Annotated in this window: 19 protein-coding genes and 2 tRNA genes; 15 read left to right on the top strand and 6 right to left on the bottom strand. The window is 57.2% G+C overall.

The annotated features are described in order from the left end of the window. The first annotated feature begins 49 nt into the window (after positions 1-49). Positions 50-3,535: an SMP-30/gluconolactonase/LRE family protein gene (locus LARV_RS15815; RefSeq protein WP_075074546.1), complete on the top strand. Its 3,486-nt coding sequence runs from the start codon at positions 50-52 to the stop codon at positions 3,533-3,535. Between the two features lie 83 nt (positions 3,536-3,618). Here the strand turns inward: LARV_RS15815 and LARV_RS15810 are convergent, their stop codons facing one another. Further along, positions 3,619-3,993 (bottom strand): phage holin family protein, encoded by a 375-nt coding sequence (locus LARV_RS15810; protein WP_075074545.1) that lies wholly within the window; start codon positions 3,991-3,993, stop codon positions 3,619-3,621. A gap of 46 nt (positions 3,994-4,039) precedes the next feature. After that, entirely contained in the window at positions 4,040-5,026 is a 987-nt protein-coding gene (locus LARV_RS15805; RefSeq protein ID WP_075074544.1) for a GNAT family N-acetyltransferase, read from the bottom strand. Between the two features lie 247 nt (positions 5,027-5,273). On the opposite strand from LARV_RS15805, the gene LARV_RS15800 reads away from it, so the two are divergent. The 4 genes from LARV_RS15800 (at position 5,274) to LARV_RS15785 (ending at position 10,244) form a co-directional block, all read left to right on the top strand. Continuing rightward, complete coding sequence (locus LARV_RS15800) at positions 5,274-7,742, top strand: ATP-dependent Clp protease ATP-binding subunit (protein ID WP_075075266.1); 2,469 nt, start codon at positions 5,274-5,276, stop codon at positions 7,740-7,742. Between the two features lie 145 nt (positions 7,743-7,887). Beyond that, a complete protein-coding gene (gene gmd / locus LARV_RS15795; protein ID WP_152031825.1) occupies positions 7,888-8,961 on the top strand; it encodes a GDP-mannose 4,6-dehydratase in 1,074 nt (357 codons plus the stop codon). Then, a complete protein-coding gene (locus LARV_RS15790) occupies positions 8,915-9,454 on the top strand; it encodes an arsenate reductase/protein-tyrosine-phosphatase family protein (RefSeq protein ID WP_152031824.1) in 540 nt (179 codons plus the stop codon). Before gmd ends, LARV_RS15790 begins: the two co-directional genes overlap by 47 nt. Positions 9,455-9,548: 94 nt before the next feature. Beyond that, on the top strand, positions 9,549-10,244 hold the full coding sequence (locus LARV_RS15785; protein ID WP_083522625.1) for a lytic transglycosylase domain-containing protein: 696 nt from the start codon (positions 9,549-9,551) through the stop codon (positions 10,242-10,244). Between the two features lie 112 nt (positions 10,245-10,356). Here the strand turns inward: LARV_RS15785 and LARV_RS15780 are convergent, their stop codons facing one another. After that, positions 10,357-10,953: a hypothetical protein gene (locus LARV_RS15780; protein ID WP_075074540.1), complete on the bottom strand. Its 597-nt coding sequence runs from the start codon at positions 10,951-10,953 to the stop codon at positions 10,357-10,359. A gap of 89 nt (positions 10,954-11,042) precedes the next feature. On the opposite strand from LARV_RS15780, the gene LARV_RS15775 reads away from it, so the two are divergent. Then, positions 11,043-11,114, top strand: a tRNA-Gly gene (locus LARV_RS15775). A gap of 423 nt (positions 11,115-11,537) precedes the next feature. Here the strand turns inward: LARV_RS15775 and LARV_RS15770 are convergent. Continuing rightward, positions 11,538-12,893, bottom strand: a complete 1,356-nt coding sequence (locus LARV_RS15770) for a Kelch repeat-containing protein (protein ID WP_075074539.1) — start codon at positions 12,891-12,893, stop codon at positions 11,538-11,540. Positions 12,894-12,967: 74 nt separating this feature from the next. On the opposite strand from LARV_RS15770, the gene LARV_RS15765 reads away from it, so the two are divergent. From LARV_RS15765 to LARV_RS15725, 8 genes are all read left to right on the top strand, one after another. Next, positions 12,968-13,039, top strand: a tRNA-Ile gene (locus LARV_RS15765). Between the two features lie 393 nt (positions 13,040-13,432). Beyond that, on the top strand, positions 13,433-14,032 hold the full coding sequence (locus LARV_RS15760; RefSeq protein ID WP_152031823.1) for a hypothetical protein: 600 nt from the start codon (positions 13,433-13,435) through the stop codon (positions 14,030-14,032). Between the two features lie 208 nt (positions 14,033-14,240). Further along, entirely contained in the window at positions 14,241-14,447 is a 207-nt protein-coding gene (locus LARV_RS15755) for a dodecin family protein (protein WP_075074537.1), read from the top strand. 305 nt (positions 14,448-14,752) lie between these two features. Then, entirely contained in the window at positions 14,753-16,591 is a 1,839-nt protein-coding gene (locus LARV_RS15745; protein WP_075074535.1) for a glycoside hydrolase family 20 zincin-like fold domain-containing protein, read from the top strand. Between the two features lie 36 nt (positions 16,592-16,627). Next, complete coding sequence (locus LARV_RS15740) at positions 16,628-17,269, top strand: cyclase family protein (RefSeq protein WP_075074534.1); 642 nt, start codon at positions 16,628-16,630, stop codon at positions 17,267-17,269. A gap of 140 nt (positions 17,270-17,409) precedes the next feature. Continuing rightward, positions 17,410-18,006: a MerR family transcriptional regulator gene (locus tag LARV_RS15735; RefSeq protein ID WP_075074533.1), complete on the top strand. Its 597-nt coding sequence runs from the start codon at positions 17,410-17,412 to the stop codon at positions 18,004-18,006. After that, on the top strand, positions 17,999-19,246 hold the full coding sequence (locus tag LARV_RS15730) for a vWA domain-containing protein (RefSeq protein ID WP_075074532.1): 1,248 nt from the start codon (positions 17,999-18,001) through the stop codon (positions 19,244-19,246). The genes LARV_RS15735 and LARV_RS15730 overlap by 8 nt, the downstream gene beginning before the upstream one ends. 105 nt (positions 19,247-19,351) lie before the next feature. Beyond that, complete coding sequence (locus LARV_RS15725) at positions 19,352-21,220, top strand: alpha-amylase family glycosyl hydrolase (RefSeq protein ID WP_075074531.1); 1,869 nt, start codon at positions 19,352-19,354, stop codon at positions 21,218-21,220. A gap of 45 nt (positions 21,221-21,265) precedes the next feature. Here LARV_RS15725 and LARV_RS15720 read toward each other — a convergent pair whose 3' ends face one another. Continuing rightward, positions 21,266-22,267, bottom strand: coding sequence for a class I SAM-dependent methyltransferase (locus LARV_RS15720; protein WP_236709990.1), 1,002 nt, complete (start codon positions 22,265-22,267; stop codon positions 21,266-21,268). Between the two features lie 112 nt (positions 22,268-22,379). Between LARV_RS15720 and LARV_RS15715 the strand changes: the two genes are divergently transcribed. Next, on the top strand, positions 22,380-22,796 hold the full coding sequence (locus LARV_RS15715) for an SRPBCC domain-containing protein (RefSeq protein ID WP_075074529.1): 417 nt from the start codon (positions 22,380-22,382) through the stop codon (positions 22,794-22,796). An 88-nt stretch (positions 22,797-22,884) separates the two neighbouring features. On the opposite strand, the gene LARV_RS15710 is transcribed toward LARV_RS15715, so the two are convergent. Further along, entirely contained in the window at positions 22,885-24,093 is a 1,209-nt protein-coding gene (locus LARV_RS15710) for an HD-GYP domain-containing protein (protein WP_236709989.1), read from the bottom strand. Positions 24,094-24,110: the final 17 nt, after the last annotated feature.

Here is a 24,110-nt window from a genome sequence, read left to right as displayed (position 1 = left end):
ATAGTCACGGTTGAAATATTCCAAATTCATAAAAAAGCGTTGAGAACCTATGGAAAAATCGACGGAAAAGTCCCCTGCTGCATCCTGGTTAGACCGTCCTGTTTTTCGAGCACTGCCACAGTTTCGCGTGGAAACCCTGCTCATCGTCTTGATCTTGATCGCGGCGATATTCACGCGCTTTTACAATATCGACCTGCGCGTGATGAGTCATGATGAAACCAATCACGTGCGGCCGGCCTGGGATTACTATCAGGGTCGCGGCTACAATTACGACCCGGTAACGCATGGACCGTTCCAATTCCATGTGCTGGCGGCCTCTTATTTCCTGCTCGGCGACAGTGATTTCAGCGCCCGCGCCCCTTACGCGTTGTTCAGTATTGCCACCATCGCGGTTGGCATGCTGGCCTTCAAACGGTATCTCGGGCAGCGCGGCGCTCTGTTCGCCGGGGCAATGATGCTCATCTCACCCATCCTCCTTTTCTACGGCCGGTACACACGCAATGAAGCCTTCGAGGGCCTGTGGACCGTTCTGATGATCTACGGAATCTTGCGGTATCTGGAAAAAGGGGAGAAATCCGCGCTCATTTTGCTGACGATTGTCTCGGCGTTCCACTTTAGCGATAAGGCCACATCCTATATCTATACGGCTCAGGCGCTGATGTTCCTGGCGCTGTTCTTCCTCGATCAGGTCACGCGCTTGAAATGGCCCGAGGAAGCGACACGAAAACGCTTCATCCTGCTGATGGGGATCATGATTGTGATGGTGGTCGTCGCATTGGGTGCGGGGGTGGCATCTGCGGACGCTTCGACCACACCGTTGCAATCGAATGCGACGACGCCGCAAATCGGTTCGCTCAGCCTGCTGCGCGGACTGGAATACGGCGGACTGGTCCTGGCCCTGGTGGCCGGCCTGGCAGCGGTGGTGACCCTGGTGCGATCCCTGGGTTGGAAGGTCATTCGCAAACAACGTTCCTTCGACCTGATCATGCTGCTGATGGCGCTGGTGATTCCGCTGCTGGCGGCTTTTCCGGTGCGCATGGTGGGCTGGAATCCGCTGGATTATTCCACCTCGGGCATGCTGCATACGGCGCTGTTCCTGGTTCCCATGGTGGCCATCGGCGTGGCGTTGGGATTGTGGTGGCGGCCGCGCATTTATCTCACCTGCCTGGCCATCTTTTCAGCCATTTTCACCGTTCTGTATACTTCGTTCTTCACCAACGGACAGGGCTTTTTCATGGGGCTGATCGCCAGCCTGGGTTACTGGCTCTCCCAACAGGGCGTACAGCGTGGATCACAGCCGTTGTATTACTATGCTTTGATCCAGATTCCCATCTATGAATACTTACCGGCGATCGGCGCCCTGGTGGCGTTGTACTTCGGCTTGCGGTACCGCCGCTTCATGACCTGGGCGGGTTTCTCGCCTGCGCACCAACCGGAGGACGGAACCACTCCGGAGACAAAGATCGTTGAACTGGATGAAGCGAAGGAGCCGTCAGAGATTGAACCGGATGAACCGGCTCTGGCGGAAGCCGAGGATGCCGATAACAATCTCATCGAAGCGATCGAAGAACCTCACGCAGCCCAGCGCGTGCCCGTTCTGGCGCTGCTGCTGTTCTGGACGTTCACCAGCCTGGTCGCTTACAGCCTGGCCGGCGAAAAAATGCCCTGGCTGACGCTGCACATCGCCACGCCGATGATCCTGGCAGCTGGATGGGGTTTTGGTTATCTGGCCGACACCACGGATTGGAAACGGTTTGGCGAACAAAAGGGCTGGTTGGCCCTGCTGCTCTTACCCGTTTTTGTCGCCAGCGCCGCGGGCCTGTTTGCTTCCACGATGGGCGGTCAACTGCCCTTCCAGGGTAAGGAACTGGCCCAGTTGCAGGCTACCAGCGATTTCGTTCTGTCTCTCGCCGGTTTAGTCCTTTCGGGATGGGGGATCGTTCACCTGCTGCGCGATGTTCACACCGGGCAACTGCTGCGCATTTTTGCCTCGGCATTCCTCGTGCTGCTTTCCGTGCTGACGGCGCGAACGGCTTTCACCGCATCCTATATCAATTACGACCTTCCGACCGAGTTTCTGGTGTACGCCCATGGCGGCAACGGTCCCAAACAAATGCTGGCGCAAATCGAGGAAATTTCCCGGCGTACGACGGACGGCTTGGGCGTTCAGATCGCCTATGACGAGGATGGCATCTATCCCTTCTGGTGGTACCTGCGCGATTACACCAACGTCACGTATTACAAGGATACCCCGACCCGGGATTTGCGCGACAAGGCCATCGTCATCGTCAGCGATAACATGTATTCGCGGGTCGAACCGATTCTCAAGGATAATTTCATCTACTACCAATACCAACGTTTGTGGTGGCCCATGCAGGATTACTTCAACCTGACCTGGGACCGGGTGTGGAGCGCCATATCCAATCCGCAAATGCGCCAGGCGCTCTTCGATATCTGGTTGAACCGGGATTATACAAAGTACGCGGAACTGGAAGGCCGCACCGACCTGACCCTGGAAAACTGGTATCCCTCGGCCGGCATTCGCCTGTATATCCGCAAGGATATCGTTTCGCAGATCTGGAACTACGGCGCCGCGCCGGTCGCGCCGGTGACTGAAGTCGATCCTTACGAAAGTGGAAAGATCAGTCTGTCGGCGGATCTGTCTTTCGGTACGCCGGGTTCAGCAGAGGGTCAGCTCAACACCCCGCGCGGTCTGGCCGTGGCAGCCGACGGTACGATCTATGTGGCCGATTCGCACAACAACCGCATCGAGCACTTCTCAGCGGACGGGCAGTTACTGCAGCAGTGGGGCGGCTTCACGGATATCAGCCAGAGCGGCGGCACTGACGGCATGTTCTACGAGCCGTGGGGCGTCGCGGTTGGCCCGGATGGCTCGGTATATGTGACCGATACCTGGAACCACCGCGTCCAGAAGTTCACCGCGGACGGGAAATTCATCACCAAGTGGGGCTACTTCGGCACCGCCGAGACCCCGGACGCTTTCTGGGGGCCGCGCGGCATTGCCGTCGACAGCCAGGGGCGGGTTTATGTGGCCGATACCGGCAATAAACGCATTTCCGTGTTTACCTCGGACGGTAAATCCATCACTCAATTCGGCGGGCAGGGTTTCGAAGCCGGAAAATTCGACGAGCCGGTGGGTGTGGCCGTCGATTCGCAAGGCCTGGTTTATGTGACGGATACCTGGAATCAACGCATTCAGGTGTTCTCGCCGACCCCGACCGGCGATGTGTTCGTACCGCTCCTGCAGTGGGATGTCTCGGCCTGGTACGGTGAATCGTTGGATAACAAGCCCTTCATTGCCGTCAGCCCGGATGGCAATGTGTTCGTCAACGATCCGGAAGGTTATCGAATCCTGGAATTCAAGACGGACGGCACCTTCGTTCGCACCTGGGGCGACCCGGGCGCCGGAGCGGGCGGTTTTGGCATGCCGGCCGGCGTGGCGCTCGATTCGGAAGGACATGTGTGGGTGAGCGACGCCATCAACAACAGCATTTTGCGCTTCACCCTGCCCTGAGAATCGGACTTTGGAGATAAGAACAAGCGGCGCCGGAATTGTTCCGGCGCCGCTTTTCGATGGGATTGCAATGGAACCCGGGATTATTTGACTTCGTCCCGGAAGATCGCGCTGAGCACCCAACTGACAATGCTGACGATCAGCGCGCCGAAAAATGCCGGAAGGAAACCGTCGACCGTGAAGCCGACGCCGAATTGAGTCCCGATCCAGCCGGCCAGGAAGAACAGCAGGGTATTGATCAACAGTGTCCCCAGGCCCAATGTCAGCACGAGCAGCGGACAGCTTGCCACGATCAACAGGGGTTTGATCACAGCATTGATTACGCCAAAGATCAAAGCCAGCCACAGGTAGTCATACCAGTTCTGGCTGGTGGGGGTGATGCCATAATTGCGCATCAAGGCGATTGCCGCATATAAAGCAACGGCGTTGATAATCAAGCGAAGCAGGAATCTGCGCATCGGAACACTCCTTTTCTAGAGTATACGAAAAAAGGAGAAAAGTGTTTCAACCATTTCGGGCGGGGTTCGAAAAAGATGTTTCCATCCAGATCAATGTGTTGTGCGCTTTAAAACCGGCAGCTTCGAGGCCCTTGACCGCAAATCCGGCCGGAAAGTTGATCGTCACTGTTCGGTGCGGCGGCAGGATACGCCGGGCGTGGGTCAGGAGCGCCTGCGCAGCCAGGTCCTCTTCCAACGGATTGGTCGCCAGCCAGATGACGTCTGTAACCACATTGCCCGGTTCCCAGGCAGCGGCGCCCAGAAAACGATCGTCCAACCACGCGCTCCATTGATTCATGCGTTCGCCGTTCATCCAGCGCATGAATTCGCGCCAAAAACCGGGTTGCAGACGGTTGATTTGAAATGGCAAATTCCAACTGATCTCGGGTGGATAAATTTCCTGCAGCCAGCGGAATTGAAAATGCCAATCGTTCATCGTGCGCCGGCGGATAGTCACCCGGGGTGTCAGCGGCGGTATCGGCTGGCCGGATGAATCGAAAGTCCAGTTGGTGCGGCGGGCGCGTTCGATGAAACCCAGGGACAGATAGAGCTGGGTAGCCCCAGGATTGTCATCGCGCACCTGCAGCCAGGTCGCGGATGCGCCGTGCTCGCGGGCGTGGTTGATGCCCTGCTGAGTCAACTGGCGGGCAATTCCGCGCCGCCGGTAATCGGGATGTACCGCCACATTGGCGATCATATAGACCACCTTGCTGCCTTTAAAATAGGGGATCAACGTCAGATTGCCGACGATGTGGTCGCTTTCGGTCCAGACGTAGCCCTGAATGGGTACGACGAACCGCCTCGCGGCCGGAATGGCCAGCCCAATTCCGCGATTCTCCATTGCCATGCGCCGAATCTGGCGAATATATTCACGCCCATCCGCATCCATCGTGCTGGCGAAGCATAACTCGATCAAGTCCGCGATTTCAGGCAGGTCCTTGCGAACATCCACCGGGCGAAGGTGAGTGGCATGGGTGGTAATGGAGGTGGACATGGCTGTATTTTAGCACCACACAGAATGGGATGTAAACACGCTTCGGCACCGGAAGCGGATTTGTTGAAGGATCGAGGGTGGTCATTTCCGGTTTTCGGCTTGCAATCCTGCCTCTTCTGGATACAATCAGGTCAGAACTGAGCGCTGGCCATTCTTATACTTTTCTTACCGGCCTCAGATATACTATTAATATACGGGATGCTATAATCCCTTTGGTTCTTGAATTACAAAGGAAAAAACTCCTATGATGCGATTTGATCGATTTACAGAACGTGCTCAAGAAGCTGCTCAGCGGGCCGCTGAGATTATTCAGCGCTACGGCCACAATCAGATCGATACCGAACATATCCTGCTGGCCTTGATCGAGCAGCCTCAGGGCGTGATTCCGCAGATTTTGGAAATTTTAAAAGTTGATGCGAACGCGTTGGCGGACCGATTGGATTATATTCTGCGCACCAGCCCCAAAGCAAGTATTTTTGGCGGCGGCGCCGGGCAGATTTTTATCACTCCCCGCGTCAAGCGAATCATCGACCAGGCCAATGAAGAAGCCAGCCGGTTGAAGGATGAGTACATCTCCACAGAGCATCTCTTTCTGGCGATCCTGACCGAACGCAACACACCGGCGGCGCGTCTGCTGGAAGGCGCCGGCATCACCCGCGAACGGGTCAACGATGCCATCCTGCAACTGCGTGGCGGGCAGCGCGTCACCGATCCACAGGCTGAAACTCGCTACCGCACCCTGGAGAAATATTCGCGCGATCTGACCACCCAGGCCCGGGAAGGGAAACTCGATCCCGTCATCGGGCGTGAGAAGGAAATCCTGCGCGTCATGCAAATTCTCTCGCGCCGCACCAAGAACAACCCGGTGCTGATCGGGGAAGCCGGCGTGGGCAAGACAGCCATCGTCGAAGGATTGGCCGAAAAAATCGCGGCCAACGATGTTCCGGAGATTTTGGCCGGCAAGCGAGTGGTCTCGCTCGATTTGAGCGCCATGATTGCTGGTTCACGCTTCCGGGGTGAGTTCGAGGAACGCCTGAAGGCAACCATCGAAGAGGTGCAGCGTTCGGAAGGCGAGATCATCCTTTTCATCGATGAACTGCACACCGTCATTGGCGCCGGCGCGGCCCAGGGCGCCATGGATGCGTCCAATATGCTTAAACCGGCCCTGGCGCGGGGTGAATTGCAGTGCATCGGCGCCACCACCCTGGATGAGTTTCACAAGCACATCGAAAAAGATTCGGCGCTGGAGCGGCGTTTCGCCCCGGTTTATGTAGACGAACCCAGCGTCGATGACACCATTCAAATGTTGTTCGGGCTGCGTGACCGCTACGAGGCGCATCATAAAGTGCGCTTTTCGGATAATGCCCTGGTCGCAGCCGCGCGCCTTTCCTCGCGCTATGTCACCGACCGGCACCTGCCGGATAAGGCCATCGACCTCATGGATGAAGCAGCCGCCAAGCTGCGCGTGGCGTTATACTCGCTGCCCGCCGACCTGAAAGAGAAAAAATCCGAGCTGGACCGCCTGACCGCTGAGGAAGAGCAGGCCGGCCTGGAACGCGACTATGAACGGGCCGCCCGCAAAAAGGCCGAACGGATCCGCCTGGAGACGGAATTCAACGAGCAGCGCGACCAGTGGGAAGTCGAGCATAAGCTGGATGAGGTCGTGGATGTGGATGATATCGCCCAGGTGATCGCGCAGTGGACCGGCATCCCGGTCAGCCAAATGATGGAAACCGAGGCCGAAAAACTGTTGCACATGGAAGAGCGCCTGCACGAACGCATCATCGGCCAGGACGAGGCCATTCAGGCCATCTCGGACGCCATTCGCCGGGCCCGCTCGGGTCTCAAAGATCCGCGCCGGCCGATCGGATCGTTCATCTTCATCGGACCTTCCGGCGTTGGAAAGACCGAGCTTGCCAAGGCGCTGGCTGAATTCCTTTTCGACGATGAGGATGCCCTGGTGCGCTTGGATATGAGTGAATACCGCGAGCAGCACACTGCTTCGCGCCTGTTCGGCGCGCCTCCGGGCTACGTTGGATATGAGGAAGGCGGGCAGTTGACGGAAGCCGTACGCCGACGCCCCTACCGCGTCATCCTGTTCGATGAAATCGAAAAGGCGCATCCCGAAGTGTGGAACGCCCTGCTCCAGATCCTCGACGACGGTCGCCTGACCGACGGGCAGGGCCGCCTGGTGGATTTCCGCAATACGGTGCTCATCATGACCAGCAACCTGGGAACGGAATACGTCCATAAGGGCGGAACACTGGGTTTCCTGCAGACTTCGGATAATGCCGAAGACCGCCAGACGCAGGATAAAATCGACAAGGCCCTCAAGACCACCTTCCGGCCGGAGTTCCTGAACCGCATCGACGAAATTATCATGTTCTCGCCGCTCAGCCTGGAGCAAATGGGCGCGATCGTCACTTTGCAGATGAAGGAAATTCACCAGCGCCTGGAAGAACACGGTTTGGATGTGAGTCTTTCGGATGCCGCCCGGGATTGGCTGGCAGCGGTGGGGTACGACCCGGCCTTTGGCGCCCGGCCGCTGCGCCGCGCGCTGCAGAAGCATGTCGAAAGCCCGCTTTCCATCAGCCTGCTGTCAGGGCAATTTGCCGAGGGAGACCACGTGCTGGTCGACCTTGATAAGGAAACCAACCAGTTGTTCTTCACCAAACTGGATGCGAAAGTCGAAGCCGTGGCTGAAGAAGCCAAATAACCTGCAAGATCGAATCAATGACAGCGGAGGAACCCCCTCCGCTGTTTTTATTACCGTTTGACAGCATGCGCGGGTGTAGTTTATACTTGCAAAATCTTGACGTTTGGGCAGTACATTTTCCATTGAATAAAAACCCGGAGGGGATATTTTGAAAAAGGCGTTAATCACCGGTATCACCGGTCAAGACGGCTCGTATTTAGCCGAGCTGTTGCTTTCGAAGGGCTATGAAGTCCACGGCCTGATCCGCCGCGCCAGCACGTTCAATACGCGGCGCATCGATCACATCTATCACGACCCGCACGCCAACGGCGAACCGGTGCACCTGTATCTGCATTATGGCGATGTCGCGACCGCCGACAGCCTGCTGGACGTGATCTACAATATTCGTCCCGAAGAAATCTATCACCTGGCGGCGCAAAGCCACGTACGCGTCAGCTTCGATATGCCGGAATATACCGGTGACGTCACCGGCCTGGGCACCATCCGCATCCTCGAGGCCATTCGCAAGGCGAAGCTGGAAACCCGCTTCTATCAGGCATCCTCGAGTGAAATGTTCGGCGGCGCCAAGCCTCCGCAAAATGAGGATACCCCGTTCGAGCCACGCAGTCCTTACGCAGCCGCCAAAGTCTATTCCTACTGGGTGACGCGCAATTACCGCGAAGGCTATCACCTGTTCACCTCCAACGGAATTCTATTCAATCATGAGTCCCCACGCCGCGGCGAAACTTTCGTCACCCGCAAGATCACCCGCGCCCTGGCCGCCATCCTCGCCGGCACCCAAAAGACGCTCTATCTGGGCAATCTCGATTCACGCCGTGACTGGGGTTATGCGCCGGAGTACGTCGAAGCGATGTGGCGGATTTTGCAGCAGGATACCGCGGACGATTACGTCATCGGAACCGGCGAATCTCATTCGGTGCGCGAATTCTTGGATGAGGCGTTTGGCTACGTCGGCCTGGACTGGAATCAATATGTCAAGATCGATCCGCGCTATTTCCGCCCCACCGAAGTCAATTATTTACTTGCCGATCCGAGCCGCTCTCAGCAGAAATTAAATTGGAAGCCCAGCGTCCATTTTCACGAGTTGGTGCGAATCATGGTCGACGCCGACCTGGAACTGGTCGGACGAAAATCGCCCGGCGAGGGCCGCAAGATTCTCGAGGAACGCTTCGGTGGCTGGCACCGCTGGGATTCGCAAGTCGTCAGCATGGAGCGCTGAGACCATGGGCCTGCTGGCAGAAGAACAGACCCCGGCAGTACTGTTCGTCTGCACGGCCAATATTTGCCGCTCTCCAATGGCCGCGGCCCTTTTCCGATCGATTCTGAAGGAAAATGGCGTTGATCCAACTTTCTGGCGAATCGAATCAGCCGGCACCTGGGCGACAAAGGGGCGCCCGGCCGCGCCCGAGGTGGTCGCGCTTCTGGCAGCCCGCGGTATGAATCTCAAGGCTCACCGCTCGCGCATGCTGGACCAGGAAATGATCAAGCGTTTCGACCTGGTGATCACCATGGAAACCGGGCACAAAGAGGCCCTGCAGGCTGAGTTTCGACCCTCTCGGGAACGAATATATACTCTGGCAGAGTTGGCCGGTGAGAACGGTTCCGTTGAGGATCCCATGGGCGGCCCGCCCGAAGCCTATACCGATGCAGCGAACGAAATCGAACGCCTGCTGCGGTTGGGCCTGGCGGAAATCATATCCAAGACAAAATGACATTGAGGCGCCGCAAGGCGCCTTTTGTGTCGAAATTGAGTTCTATTTTTTAAGGTTGGGCTCTTGCATTAATAGAACAAAATACCTATAATGGATGCAATCAAGTCATTTGAAGGCATTGACCGTGAACAGCATCCAAAAAGTGATTTTTCCAGCCATCCTGATCAGTTCCCTGATTTTAGTGGGAATTACGCGCCTGATTGCCAGCCCGCAAATCACCGTGATGGCCGCTACGGAACCCCCGACACAAGCCCCGGTTGCGGAGACGGTCAACGATCCAGAAACGACCCCGGCGGTCGAGGACGCCTCTCTCAGCGCAGAGTCAGCCGCTTTGGTTGAAAACGCCGGTGGGCAGGGCGATTCTTCACAGGGAAACTGTTCCATTCCGCAGCGCTATCCCGACAGCATCCGCCAGTGGTGCGGATGGATCGAGAAGTACGCATCCGAGGTCGGCCTGGAACCCCGCCTGGTGGCAGCGGTGATCCTGCAGGAAAGCGGTGGGAGCGCGGACGCCTATTCTCATAGCGGCGCGGTGGGCCTGATGCAGGTCATGCCGCGGGACGGCCTGGCTGCTGATTTCATGTGCAGCGGGCGGCCGTGTTTTTCATCGCGGCCATCGATGGATGAGCTGTTCGACCCGGAGTACAACATCTCCTATGGCACGCGCATGCTGGCGGCGTTGGTTTCCAAACAGGGGGATGTGCGTGAGGCGCTGCGGGCGTACGGGCCGATGGATATCGGCTACCGCTACGCGGATCTGGTCTTGTCGATCTATGAGAATTACCAATAAAGAGTGACCCAGTCTGGGTTCTGCCCTGCGGATCACAATCGATTCCAGGGCCTCAACTGAAAAGGACGGCCGGTATCGGGACCGGCCGTCCGCTATTAAACAGTTGATTTTTCTATTTGGCCTGTATCGTCAATTCCAGATCTTTGATGATCGTCCTGGCGGCCAGGTCGCAAACCAAGCCGCGATACCCCGCCAGGGAAATCAGGCCAAAGGATTGATCCCTCTGGACGACCTCGCCATCAGCGTGAATGGCGGGTTGTTCACCATCGTTGCGAAGCATAACTGTCTTCGGACCGTCCAATGAAGTCAGGGTCTCGAAGTTTGAGAAAGCATACTGGATCGTCAGGCTTGATTTTGCAAAAAACGGCGTCCAGAAATATCGATTCCCGGTCACGCCCACCAGCAGGATGGGATATGGCCCATTCTGGGGCATGCTTTCCATCAAAATCGGGGAGAAATATTCCGAATCTTTAGCCTTTTGATAAATCGCTTCCGCCATTGTGCGCGTCAAAGGATCGTTTTGAGCCGGTACGATGTAGAGGGCGGTTCCCCAGGGCTGGTAATCTGCAGGAATTTGTGTATTGGCCCGGGATGAGTTGGTGTCGGTGTTCGTCACGGATTTGGCCAGATGGAAATCCATGAAAACAAAGGCAAGGACGGCGGCTGCAAGGAGCAGAAATATGATTTTCAAACGTTTCGACAAATTCATTGTCCCTCCATGAGGTGTCGTTTGGCTGATTGTACGGGTGCAATATCTTGACCAGAGCGCCGCACAACGGTAGAATAGGGGCTGGTATTGCGGGCGTCGCCAAGTGGTAAGGCATCAGCCTTCCAAGCTGACATTCGCCGGTTCGAATCCGGTCGCCCGCTCTTTTATTTAAAGTTCACGGACTTTCACCGGTCCCCGGAAGGGGATGATATTCGAATCCGGTCGCCCGCTCTTTTATTTTAAAGTTCACGGACCTTCACCGGTCCCCGCAAGGGGATGGTATTCGAAATCGGTCGCCCGCTCTTTTATTTTAAAGTTCACGGACCTTCACCGGTCCCCGCAAGGGGATGGTATTCGAAACCGGTCGCCCGCTCTTTTATTTTAAAGTTCACGGACTTTCACCGGTCCCCGCAAGGGGATGATATTCGAAACCGGTCGCCCGCTCTTTTTCGTTTTACAGGCCAGAAACTTAAGCCGATTTGAAGAGTGGCTTAGAAATAACCATACCAGATCAAGAGTATTCTGGCAATTCCGTTCGGAATGGTTTATTCCTATCCCAAAGATCAGTTTACGAAAGTCATCGATTATTTTTTAATCACCGGAATGGTGATCGTGTAAATTGCCTGGTAGCGCTGGAATGTGATCCCCGGCCCAAAGACGTAAATATAATTTTCAAGGCCGACCGCGGCCGCGCCGATGCCAATGGATTGCAAAGGGTCGTCCAACACGGACCACTCTTCGCGCTGTGGACGGTATTGCACGCCCGGTAAATTGGAATTATCCGAACCAGCACTGCCGCCGAACAGGAAAATGAGATCTCCCAATGCCGTGGCCGCGCTGGCGTAGCGCGCCTGGGGGATGGCGGTGTGTGTTTCCCAGGGATCTTCGTCGTCGAGATCGCGTTGCGGGTAATACGCCAGAACCTTGTCCAGTGGGGTGGTCCCATCGCTGGTGCCGCCCAGCAGGTAGATCTTTCCATTCGAACTGACCGCTGCCAGGTCGCCGGCCGGATAGGGCATGCTCGAACCCTGCGTCCAACGGTCTTCCGCCGGATCGTAGATGAATAGATCGTTCCGGTATTCCTGGCCGTCCCAGCCGCCGAAGAGATACAACTTGCCCTCCAGGGAAGTCAGGGCATAAGCAGACCGGGGAGCGGGCAGGGGAGCGGCGTTTTTCCAGGTATTGGAACGTGGGTCGAAGCGCTCCACGACCGCAGAGGATTTGCCGTCCGCGGTCAGCCCACCGGGCACGTAGATCATCTCCCCCAGCAGAGCCGCCTGCACTTCACTGACCGGTGTGGGTTTGGCGGCCAGCGTACTCCATTTTTGAGCGACCGTATCGTAAGAATATACCGCGCCGGAGGGAGTGGAATCGACTCGACCCGCAATCAGGTACAGATTGGTCTCATAGACCGTCGCAGCAGCGTAATCGAGTGGTTGCGGCAGGGCAGTCAGGATTTCCCAGCGGTTCAAGGGCTGGCTGGCGGTAGACGCCATGACCGGATTCAGAGGAGTGGGCGTCAAAAAGAGCGGCAGCCCGAGTGCGCGTCCGCCGAACACGACCATTGCGAATATGGCAACCAGTGTAAGTGTGATCAAACCCGCCCAGCGCAGCCGGCGCGTCCAGGGCAGGGCCGCGTTTTCTTCAGCAGGCAGGCTGATCGCATCCTCTGGCGCGGGCTGCAATTCTTCCGGTGTAATCGGAGTTGCCGCGGGGGATTCGATCAACCCGACACGCAGGGCATACAAGGTTGCCTCGGTGCGTGAAACCACACCGATTTTCGCAAAGATATTGCGCAGGTGTACTTTGACGGTATTGGGACTGATCACCAGTGTCTGGGCGATTTCTTTATTGCTTGCCCCCGTTGCGACCAGCCGCAGGATATCGCGTTCACGCTCGCTCAGTCCGTTTTCCTCGGCCATGTCCTGATTATAATCCATGCCTGTCCCGGGTGGAGATAACCTGAGGGTGGTTTGGGTGTGATATAATCGGGCGAGAATAATCTTGAATCGATGGGCCTGTAGCTCAATGGCAGAGCAGGCGGCTCATAACCGCTTGGTTGATGGTTCGAATCCATCCGGGCCCACAAGAAGAAAAGTCTGTAAAATTTAAGCGGATAATATTCCATTCAGTCGCTTGGTTGACCCATAGGGCTTTAGTTCGAATCCATCCGGGCCCACAAGAAAAAACAACTGGTAACTTTATCTGCTCATATTCTGATAAGTCGCTTGGTTGACCCATAGGGCTTTGGTTCGAATCCATCCGGGCCCACAAGAAAAAAACAACTGGTAACTTTATCTGCTCATATTCTACTAAGTCGCTTGGTTGACCCATAGGGCTTTGGTTCGAATCCATCCGGGCCCACAAGAGAAAGCGTCTTGGAGTTCAACCGGCTCATATTCCATTCTCGATCATCAAGTTCACATGGGTCTCGAAAAAAAGAACGAGCAGACCTATAATTTAGGTTATGAAACCGATCATGAAATTCAAAGCAATCGTTTTCTGGATGTGCGGGCTGGTGGTGCTGTCCGCCTGCCAGAGCGCTGCAAATCCACCTGCCGGCCCCACCGAAGCGGCCATCGCCCCGACCGGGATGACAACAACGGTTATCCCCGGCCCGACCCCGACGGTTGCTGCGGCGGATCTGAGCAACCCGTTTGTGTATTGCGCCAGCGTCGGCACGATCGACCAGCCGGACGGTCGTTACACCGGCGAGGCCAAGCCAAAGGCCGTCATCGAGGGTCTGATGAAGGCATCCGGAGCGTCTGCGGAGATCCCGCTGGACGTATTCAGCCAGGGTTCGGTCTGGCGTTGCATGGACGGCAAGGTGTATGGCTGTTTCGTCGGCGCGAATCTGCCCTGTGACAGTAAAGCGGATACCAGCAAAGAGTCCACGCCCGATATGGATGCATACTGCAAGTCCAATCCATCCGCCGAGTTCATACCGGCTGCGGTTACCGGCCACGCCACGATCTACGAGTGGAAGTGCCAGGCTGGCAAAGCCGTCGCCGGCAATCAGACTTTTCAGGTTGACGCGCAGGGCTACATCAGCGAGATATGGTACGTCGTCGAGCCTTGAAAATCGACTTTTTCGGGTGAAAATTTCGTATCTACGTTTTCAAGGGCTGCCCATTGCTAATTTGGTCAGCCCTTTTACGATCCGACCTGCCTGGCTGAAAAACAAGGAGGTTGCTTTATCGAAAGAATATCGGATAATGAAACCAGGACGGAAGAAAGCCCGTTCTTTCGAGTCGTTTGAAAGGCTGTATTCGTGAAAGGAGTTGGCCATGTCTGTCGCGCGTGTGACCGAAATCAAGTCCTCTTCCACCAAGAGCTTCGATGACGCCATCCATGAGGGCATCGCCCGGGTTACCAAGACCCTCAAGAACGTCAAATCCGCCTGGATCGAGAATCAAGAAGTCTTCATCGATGAGGACGGAAAAATCGTCGAATACCGTGTCCAGATGAAGGTGACCTTTATTCTGATGGATTGAGGGATGAACCGCATTGCCGGATCTTCGATCACCTCCGCTTCACGGCGGAGGTTTTCATATCCTGGATATCCTGTTGATCTTGTTCATTTTTCTCAACTCTTGCATGGCAGATTCTCCGTGTGGTCCGTGTTTCTGTGGAGAACCCTCTCCTATTTTTTTATCAAAGACTCTTCTCCGTGTATTCTGTGTCTCTGTGGTTATCTTTCTTCCGAGAACGGACCTATCCTCCAGGAAATCCGTGTTAAGATAATGCCAGTCGATCCAAACATCGAACTTCACGTAAGTGTCAGAGCGAAAGGACATCCATGACGATCGATCGGTTATTCCTACCCATTCCACGGCGTGTCGAAAATCGCGCCGGGTTCTTTACCTTGCCCTCCGCGGCCTTCATCGTCCTGCAGGGTGATCCCCGGACCCTGCTGCCGGCCGGCCGGAGGTTCCAGATTGCGTTGGAGCATCAATTCGGTTTGCGCTGGCAGATTTCGGCATCGCCCTGTGTGCCGGCCCCGGCCCAGGGTCTCTTACTGCGCATAGCCAATGATGTCGTCCATCCGCAGGGCTACCGGTTGGAAATTTCCGGGCAGGGATTGTCCATCACGGCTGCCGACGCCGCCGGTGCTTTCTATGGCGTCTGCACGCTCATCCAATGGCTGGCGCAGCAGCCTGCTCTCCAGGTCGAATGCCTGTCTGTCGAGGACTGGCCCGATTTTCCGGCGCGGGGCGTGATGCTGGATATCAGCCGGGATCGCGTGCCGACCATGCAAACGCTCTATGAACTGGTGGATCGCCTGGCCGGTTGGAAGGTCAACCAGCTCCAGCTTTATATGGAACACACCTTTGCCTATCAGGCCCATCCGGAGGTCTGGAGCGAAGCCTCGCCGATGACGGCGGAGGAGATTCTCGACCTGGATGCTTACTGCCGGGAGCGTTTCATCGAGCTGGTGCCGAACCAGAATTCGTTCGGGCACATGGAACGCTGGCTCAAGCATCCCCGTTATGCTGCGCTGGCAGAAATTCAGGGCGAATTCTCCACGCCGTGGGGCAAACACCATGGGCCGTTCAGTCTGGCGCCGGCCGATCCGGGCTCGTTCGAATTGGTGAGCGGGCTGTACGATGAACTGCTGCCGCATTTTACCAGCCGCATGGTCAATGTGGGCTGCGACGAGACTTTCGACCTGGGGCAGGGGCGCAGCCGTGAATTATGCGCGCAATCCGGCGTCGGGCGCGTCTACCTGAAATATCTGAACCGAATTCTGGCGGAGATCCAGCGCCGCGGGCGGCTACCGCAATTCTGGGGGGATATCATCATCAAGCACCCCGATCTGGTGCCGGAACTGCCAAAGGGTGCGATCGCGCTGGAATGGGGTTATGAGGCCAGCCATCCCTTCGACGAACACGGCGCACAATTCGAGGCCGCCGGGGTGCCGTTCTACGTCTGTCCGGGTACTTCCAGTTGGAACAGCCTGGCGGGACGCACCGACAACGCCCTGGGCAACCTGGTCAATGCGGCCGAAAACGGCCTGAAGCATGGCGCCAGCGGTTATCTGAACACGGATTGGGGCGACAATGGCCACTGGCAGGTGCCCCCGGTGAGCTGGTTGGGGCTGGCTGCCGGCGCGGCCTTCGGCTGGTGCCTGAAGAGCAATGCCGATCTGGCCGTGCCCCAGACGGTCAGTCGATTTGCCTTCGACGACCCCAGCGAAAGCATGGGCAGGCTGGCGTTCGAACTGGGAAATGTCTATCGCGCGGCCGGGTTCGAACCGCCGAATTCCTCACTCCTGTATCACCTGATTCAGGCCGAGCCGGAGCAGGTCAGCCAGGCGCCGTTCGTGACCGAACCGGGCCTGCGCAGCGCGCTGCAGGCCATCGACGCCACCATGCCGGCGCTGGCCGGTGAACACATGACCCGGCCGGATGCAGCCTTGATCCGGCGCGAATACGAGAACACGGCCCGGCTGATGCGGTATGCCTGCCGGCGCGGGCTGGGGCTTGTGGCCGGGAAAGACCCGGACCGCGACCCGGCATTACACGCCGAACTGGCGGCTTTCCTGGAAGAATACCGGGCGTTGTGGCTGGAGCGGTCGCGCCCGGGCGGCTTGAAAGACAGCGTCCGGCGCTTCGAACAGTTGTTGAGCCGCGCATAACGCGCGTCTCTGGTATTTCTTTTGCGAGGCGGTTTTATGAAGTATATCGATATATCCGTTAGCATCCGGCCGGACCTTCCAGTTTGGAAGGGTGACCCGGCGGTCTCCATTCTGCGTGAGTCCAGCATCGCCGGCGGCGACGCGGCCAATATCACCCACTTGAATATGGGTGCGCACACGGGCACGCACGTCGACGCGCCGCTGCATTTTCTGGACGGCCGGCGCGGTGTCGACCGGTTGGACCTGGATGTTCTGGTCGGGCCGGCCTGGGTAGCCGAATTTGGCTCGACCCACGAGATCACTGCCGCGGATTTTGAAAAAGCCGAAATCCCGGTTGGAACTGCGCGCCTGATTCTGAAGACGCGCAATTCACGCCTGTGGAGTGAGAAACCAACCGTCTTCGACGAAGATTTCATCGGCATCTCCCTCGATGGGGCGGAGTGGCTGGTGCAGCGCGGGGTCAGGCTGGTCGGCATCGATTACCTGGGCGTCGAACGCAGCGATAGCGTCTCACGCGGCGCGCCGGTTCACAAGCGGTTGTTGAGCGCCGAGATCATCCTGGTCGAGGGGCTCGACCTGAGTGAGGTTCAGCCGGGCGCGTACGGGTTGATGTGTCTGCCGGTCAAGATCCGCGACGCGGACGGCGCTCCGTGCCGGGCGATCCTTACCCGGGACTGAGTTCAGCCCAACTCATCGAGTTCAGCACTCAAAACCGGGAGGAGCTTAATCTCATCCCGGTTTAATATTTTTGGTATATTGACAGTATTACGTAATACTGTATAATAATAGCAAACCAGATGGATCGAAATGGAGTGCACATGAAATTGCAGAATCAAGACGAAGAAGGCATGTTGATCGGCGATCTGGCGCGGCGGGCGAACGTTTCGGTGCGCACCATCCGGTTCTACATCGCTGAAGGCCTGCTGCCCGCACCGCAGGCGCGCGGGCGATTTGCAACCTATGGCGAGGATGCCCTGCTACGCCTGAATGTGATCCGCCGCCTGAAAGAAACCTTCCTTCCCCTTCGTGAAATCCGCGAACGCCTGACGGGCCTGAGTACCGCCGACGTGCAGCGCTTGCTGACCGAACTGGAGCAAAACTCTCCGGCGGCGCAAAGCTCGCGTTCTTCAGCGCTGGACTACATCGATCAGATCACCGCGCACAGGGAGGCGTCCCGCCAGGTTTCGCCCGAGACGACCCACCAATTCAGCGCGTCGCCCGAACACCTGACCGCGGCGCCGAAACCGCAGCCGCATCTCAGCCAGCCAGCCGAGCACTGGCGCCACTACCGTCTGGCGCCGGGCGTCATCCTGTTGGCCAGCGATTCATTGGATGATGTCAATGAAAAAAGAGTAAAGGAATTGCTCCAATTTGCCGGATCGTTATTCTCGTCTCAAGGGGTGAAATATGTCTGAAGCAGCAATCGAGTTCGATGTGAAATGCGATGCGGCGGTGATTGCCAAAACCGTCCCAACGCAACGCCTGATCGAGATCAATTTGCGCGCGCCGCAAGGTTCCCGCCGTGAAACTCGCCCCGACTTCAACCTGGCGCTGGTCCTGGATGTCAGCGGTTCGATGTCGGGCGATAAACTGGCGTATACCAAACAGGCCACTGCCTATCTCCTCGACCAACTGCGCGAGCGGGACCGGGCTGCGCTGGTTGTATACGACACGAATGTGCGGGTTGTGTCTGAAATGCAGCCGGTTTCCCCGGAGCAACGCGCCGCCATGCTGCGCCGGATCGACGACTTGCAAGCCGGATCAATGACCAACCTCTCGGGAGGCTGGCTGGAAGGCTGCCGTCAGGTCGGGCTGGTGCAGACGACCGGCGCGGTCAACCGGGCCTTGCTGCTCAGCGACGGTCTGGCCAACGTCGGGATTACCGATCGGGAAGAGCTGGGTGAGCATGCCCGCCAGTTAAGCCAACGCGGCGTTTCGACTTCCACGTTCGGCGCCGGCAGCGATTACGACGAACACCTGCTCGAAGTGATGGCCAACCAGGGAAGTGGCAATTACTACTATATCGACCATCCTGAATCGATCCCGGAAATTTTCCGGCGCGAGCTGGAAGAAATCGCTGCCATCACGTTACAGGACATTACCCTGATCATCGACGTTCCGCCGCATACCGCCATCCAAATACCCGGGGAATGGCGCACCCGGCAGGCGGACGGCCGCCTTCAGGTCTCCATCGGCGATCTGGCATCCGAACAGCAACGCCGGTTGTACCTCGAAGTGCTGGCGCCGCCGTCGGAGGCGGACGCATTGGAGATTCACCTCCTGTTCCACGCCCAGACACCGGAGGGCCGGGAGATCCAGCGGGAGAGTACGGTCCGGTTTGAATATCGATCGGCAGACGAAGCAAACGAAATCCTTCGCGACGCGGGGCTGTTGGACCGCTACTACCGCGTTTCCACGGCGCAGGTGGCTTCGCAGGCATTGCGCCTGGAACGGGAAGGCCGCCGCCAGGAAGCTGACCGGTTGCTGGAGCACCAACTGGCCGCCGCCATGCCTTATATGGACGAAAACACCGCCCGGGATTATCGATCCTTGCGCGAGCGCGTCAAACGCGGTTTGGACCAGACGGAACGCAAGCAGGCATCCATGGAACAATATCGCATCAAACGCAGTAAAGATAAGGACCAAAACAGCTAGAAGCGACGGGCGGATCAACTCCGCCCGTCCGTTGTTCTTTCATAAGCCGTGCCTTATTCTTCTGGTATGATTGGAGGCCATAAACCCGGGTTTCGAGGTACATTCATGCCCGTCGATTTGAGTTCGATCCATCATGACGGCTCCGGCCGGTATGTCAAAACGCTGGCCAACCCATCCATTCACCTCGGCGATAACGTTCAGCTTCGCATTCGCGCCGGTCTGGATACGCCGGTGGATCGTGTCTTTGTATATACCTGCCCGGACGGCGAGGGGCGCTACGATGAGATGCAGCCCGAACCGGGCGGCCGGGCCTGCCGCTGGTGGAGCATCCAGATTCCCATTTCCATGCCGCAGACCGGATATCGCTTCCTGATTCTGGTTGGCGGCATTCCTTACTGGTACAACGCTTCCGGCCTGCACGATTTCACCGTAACCGACAGCGACGATTTCCGGCTGCTGGCCGATTACCAGTCCCCGGATTGGGTACGACAGAGCGTTTTTTACCTGGTCTTTCCGGATCGGTTCTGCGACGGCAATTCGGAGAACAACCTTCGAAATGGTGAATTCACCTACCGCGGGGAGACCGCGCGCGCCTGCCGGTGGGGTGAGCCGCCCAGCCCAGGCGGCCTGGCGAAGATGGTCGAATTCTATGGCGGCGACCTCGATGGTGTCCTTTCGAAGCTGGATTACCTGTCCGATCTGGGTGTGAATTCGGTGTATCTGACGCCCATTTTCACTTCCTTCAGCAACCACCGCTACGACGTGGTCGATTATTTCAACGTCGACCCGCACCTGGGCGGAAATTCGGCCCTGATTGCTTTACGCCGCGCCACCGCGGATCGCGGAATGCGGCTTATTTTAGATATCGTTCCCAATCATTGCGGAGTGGCTCATCCCTGGTTTCAACAGGCCCAGGCAGATCCCAATTCGCGGACAGCGGAGTACTTTACTTTCCAAAAACGGCCGGATGAATATGCCTGCTGGCTGGGCGTGAAATCACTGCCCAAGTTGAACTACAACAGCCTTGCGCTGCGACGGGCGATGTATTCAGATCCGGATTCGGTTTTCCGGCACTGGATGAAAGCGCCATATACCATCGATGGCTGGCGGATCGATGTCGCCAACATGCTCGGCCGGCAGGGCGCCAGCCAGTTGGGTATGGAGGTCGGGCGTGGAATTCGCGCGGCGGTCAAGACCGAAAATCCGCAGGCTTACCTGCTGGGTGAAAACTTTTTCGATCCCGCGCTCCAATTACAGGGCGACTTTCTGGACGCGGCGATGAATTACGCCGGTTTTACCACCCCTTTGTGGTTCTGGTTGACAACCTTTCAATTTTCCACCGGAATGAAACGGGAGCTGATCCAGGCGCCGGGCGGGTTTAGCACGCAGGCTCTGGTGGATTCCTGGCAGGCGTATCGATCCAGTATTCCGTGGCAAATCGTAAACCAGCAGTTCAACACCCTGGGCACCCACGATACCCCGCGCATTCAAACGATACTAAAGAATGATCCGGCCCGGGTTCAACTGGCGGTTGCCCTGTTGATGACCACGCCGGGAGTGCCTTGCATTTTCTACGGCGACGAAATTGGATTGAAAGGCGCGGGCCTCGACAGCCGGGTCTGCATGGCCTGGGATGAAAGCTCATGGAATCACGCCTTACTGGAAGATTACCGGCGTTTGATTCACCTGCGCAGAACATCGCCCGCGTTGAGTGAAGGCGGTTTTCAAATCCTGGCGGTGGAAAAAGACAGCTTCGGCTTCCTGCGGGATGCGGACCAGGAGCAGATCATCGTCACGGCCCACCGCGGCGCCAGCCCGCGTCCGGCCGGCAGCCTGGCGGTGGCGCAGGGCGGCATCGAAGATGGGGCGGAATTCGTAGAGTTCTATAACAACCGACACGCCTTGGTTGCTTCGGGCCGGCTTCCCTTACCGGAACAGCCGGCCGGCGCCATGATCTGGATCCGCAAAATCTAATCTTTCCTGGGATGAATCGCCGCCGGAGTGAGTCGATCCGGCGGCTTATACGTTCTTGCGGCGGACGCGCAGCAAAGCGATTTTGGTGGGATGGTTGAAGGGCGCCGGATCGGCCGGCCAACTCCCCTGGTATGTCGCCGGAAAGCCCGTAAAATCCTCGGGCACGGGGATAATCCGTTCCAGCGATAGATAACCATCCCGGCATAATTCTTCCAGATCCTGGAGATAATCCTGGCCGGAAACAAAGAGTGCATTGTTGATGCTCACCAACCAGCCGCCGTCCCGTACCAATGGACGCAGCTTGTTGATGATTCGCCGGCTTTGCCCGACCAGATCAACCTGCCCTTTGGCGGTGCTCGAAAAGAAAGGCGGGTCGGCAATGACGATATCGAATACCGCGGAACTGCCCTTGAAACCGGCAACGTGCGAGAAAAAATCCCCTGTCTGAATGCGATGGCGATCATTCGTGATTCCGTTGAGGGCGGCGGATCGACTGGCGAGTTCGAGAAAGCGCCGGTTCAAATCGCACTGCACCACCCTGCGCGCCCCGCCGGCTGCGGCGGCAATGCCCAGGCTGCCGGTGTAAGCAAACGTATTCAGGACCTCTTTCCCGGCCGCGTTTTCACGCAGCCAATCCCGCAGCAAGCGTGTGTCCAGGTACAGGCCGGCATCTTGATTGAGGGTGAGATCGAGCGCGTACCAGACCCCATTCTCACACATCTTTTGAGCCGGCCGGGTCCCATAGATCAAAATTCCCCGGCGGTCCGCATCTTTTTTTGAATTGCGGATCTTGAGCACAACCGCCTCGATCCACGGCAGGCGTTGGCATAACCACTCGACCAGCCCCGGCCAGCTTTGTGGGGCCTGGGGGGATACTGAGTAATCGAAGAGGATCAATGTATTGGCATAAAGGTCGATGACCAGGTCCGGACAGCCTTCCGTGAAGCCGTTGAACAGGCGCAAGGCGCCAAGATGTGGTTCGTCCAGCAGCGGCCGCCGACATTTCAGGGCGCGCTCCAATAAGGCAATCCGGGAAGACATTGGCATGGTCAGCATGCCTGGATTATATCTTTTGAACCCCAAAAACGCAGCAGTTGATTTTCCGAAGGAGATTTTGTATAGTGTTAGGAATATGGTGTCTTTGGTCAGGAGGTGCGAGATGACGCAATCTCTGACAATCCATGCATTGCTGCCGGTGCGGCCTGAGATCCTATATCGGATCTGGATGAGCAGCCAACGTCACAGTGAGTTCACCGGCAGCCCGGCCGTGATCGACGATCGGGTAGGGGGAGAATTTTCCGCCTGGAATGGGTATATTACCGGGAAAAATCTGGCGCTTGAACCCGGCCACCGGATATTGCAATCCTGGCGCACAACCGATTTTCCCGAGGACGCGCCTGATTCGGAGCTTGAAATCCTGTTCGAAAGCTACACGGGTGGGACCGTCCTTACTCTGTACCACCGGAGTTTACCGGACGAACAGGTGGATGATTACCGGCTGGGGTGGGAGGAACAATATCTTCAACCGTTAAAGGAATATCTGGAGCGCGCCACCGATGGCGAAGAGATGCACTAGGATGATTCTGGTAATTTAAGACCCAAACCGCCTGCGGGATTTCCACGCGGGCGGCTGGGAATCAGGAGCTTCCCCCGAACCGGGCAATTTAGAAGAGTCTTGCGAATTGCTCTACGATGACAGGATCGTAGTTCTTACCGGCGCAGCGTTTTAACTCCGCGAGCGCCTCCGAATGCGTGCTGGCCGGGCGGTAAACCCGTCCATCCGTCATCGCACCGTAACTATCGACGACCGCCAGAATGCGGGCGCCGATGGGAATTTCTTTGCCTTTCAAGCCGCGCGGATAGCCGGATCCATCGAATTGTTCGTGGTGACAGCGGACCAATTCGGCTACCTCGGTCAGGTCCGACACCATCAAGATGATCTCGGCCCCGATATCCGGATGCTGGCGCATCATCTCCCATTCGTCATCGGAAAGTGGGCCCGGCCGATGAAGGATATCGTCGGATATGCCGATCTTGCCAATGTCGTGTAACAACGCGGCCCAGCGGATATTTTGCACGTCTTTCTCTTCGAGCTTCAGACTTCGCGCCAATTTCTCGGTCAAATCAGTGACCCGTTGGGCATGGCCGCCAGTGTACTGGTCACGGGCTTCGATGGTTTTGGCAAGCGCCAGAACCGTTTCCAAACGGTTTTCAGTCAATTGCGAGAGCAAACTGGCGCGCGAGATGGCGCTGGCAGCCTGATCGGATATCAGGCTGGTGAGATAGAGTTTCTCATCCAGGCTGAGGCCGCTGTTGTTGAAGCGCGCCTGATCGCCCAGCACGAGCAGGCCGATGGGTTCGAGATCGACCCACAGCGGAGCAACCATCAAGGTGTCGATGAAGAAGAGTCCCAACGCCCGGCGTTCCTGGTTCGAAAAACGTGGATCCTGGTAATGGAGCAAACTGGGCAGGCGGGATTGCAGGATTTCCTCATAGATAGCCTGTGAGACCAGCGGTTCCGGTTTCCCGGTGATAATGCTGTTTTGCGGATCGATCTTGGAAGGGAATATGGCCCGGCAGATGAAAGAACCGGTCGAATCCAGAGTCAGGATTTTACAGAAAGTTCCCTGCACCATTTCAGCGGCGGCGCGAACGGTGGATGTAAAGATCAAGTCCAGGGAATTGGTCGCCACCAATCTCCGGCCCAGATCGAGCAACATGCTCATCTTGTCGGAGGGTAGATGGCGGGTGGGTTTGGTATCGCTTTCTATCTGGCCGGCTGAACGGAGGCTGCCTGCCAGAAAGGTTTCAGATTCGGCTTCTTTGGATGAAGCCGATCTCATAAACGAAAGATACCAAGCCGGGGTCGTCATTGTCATTAATCCCTACC

Origin of the sequence: Longilinea arvoryzae, assembly GCF_001050235.1 — a bacterium.
Classification (GTDB): domain Bacteria; phylum Chloroflexota; class Anaerolineae; order Anaerolineales; family Anaerolineaceae; genus Longilinea; species Longilinea arvoryzae.
This window is presented reverse-complemented; position numbering and strand designations above follow the sequence as displayed.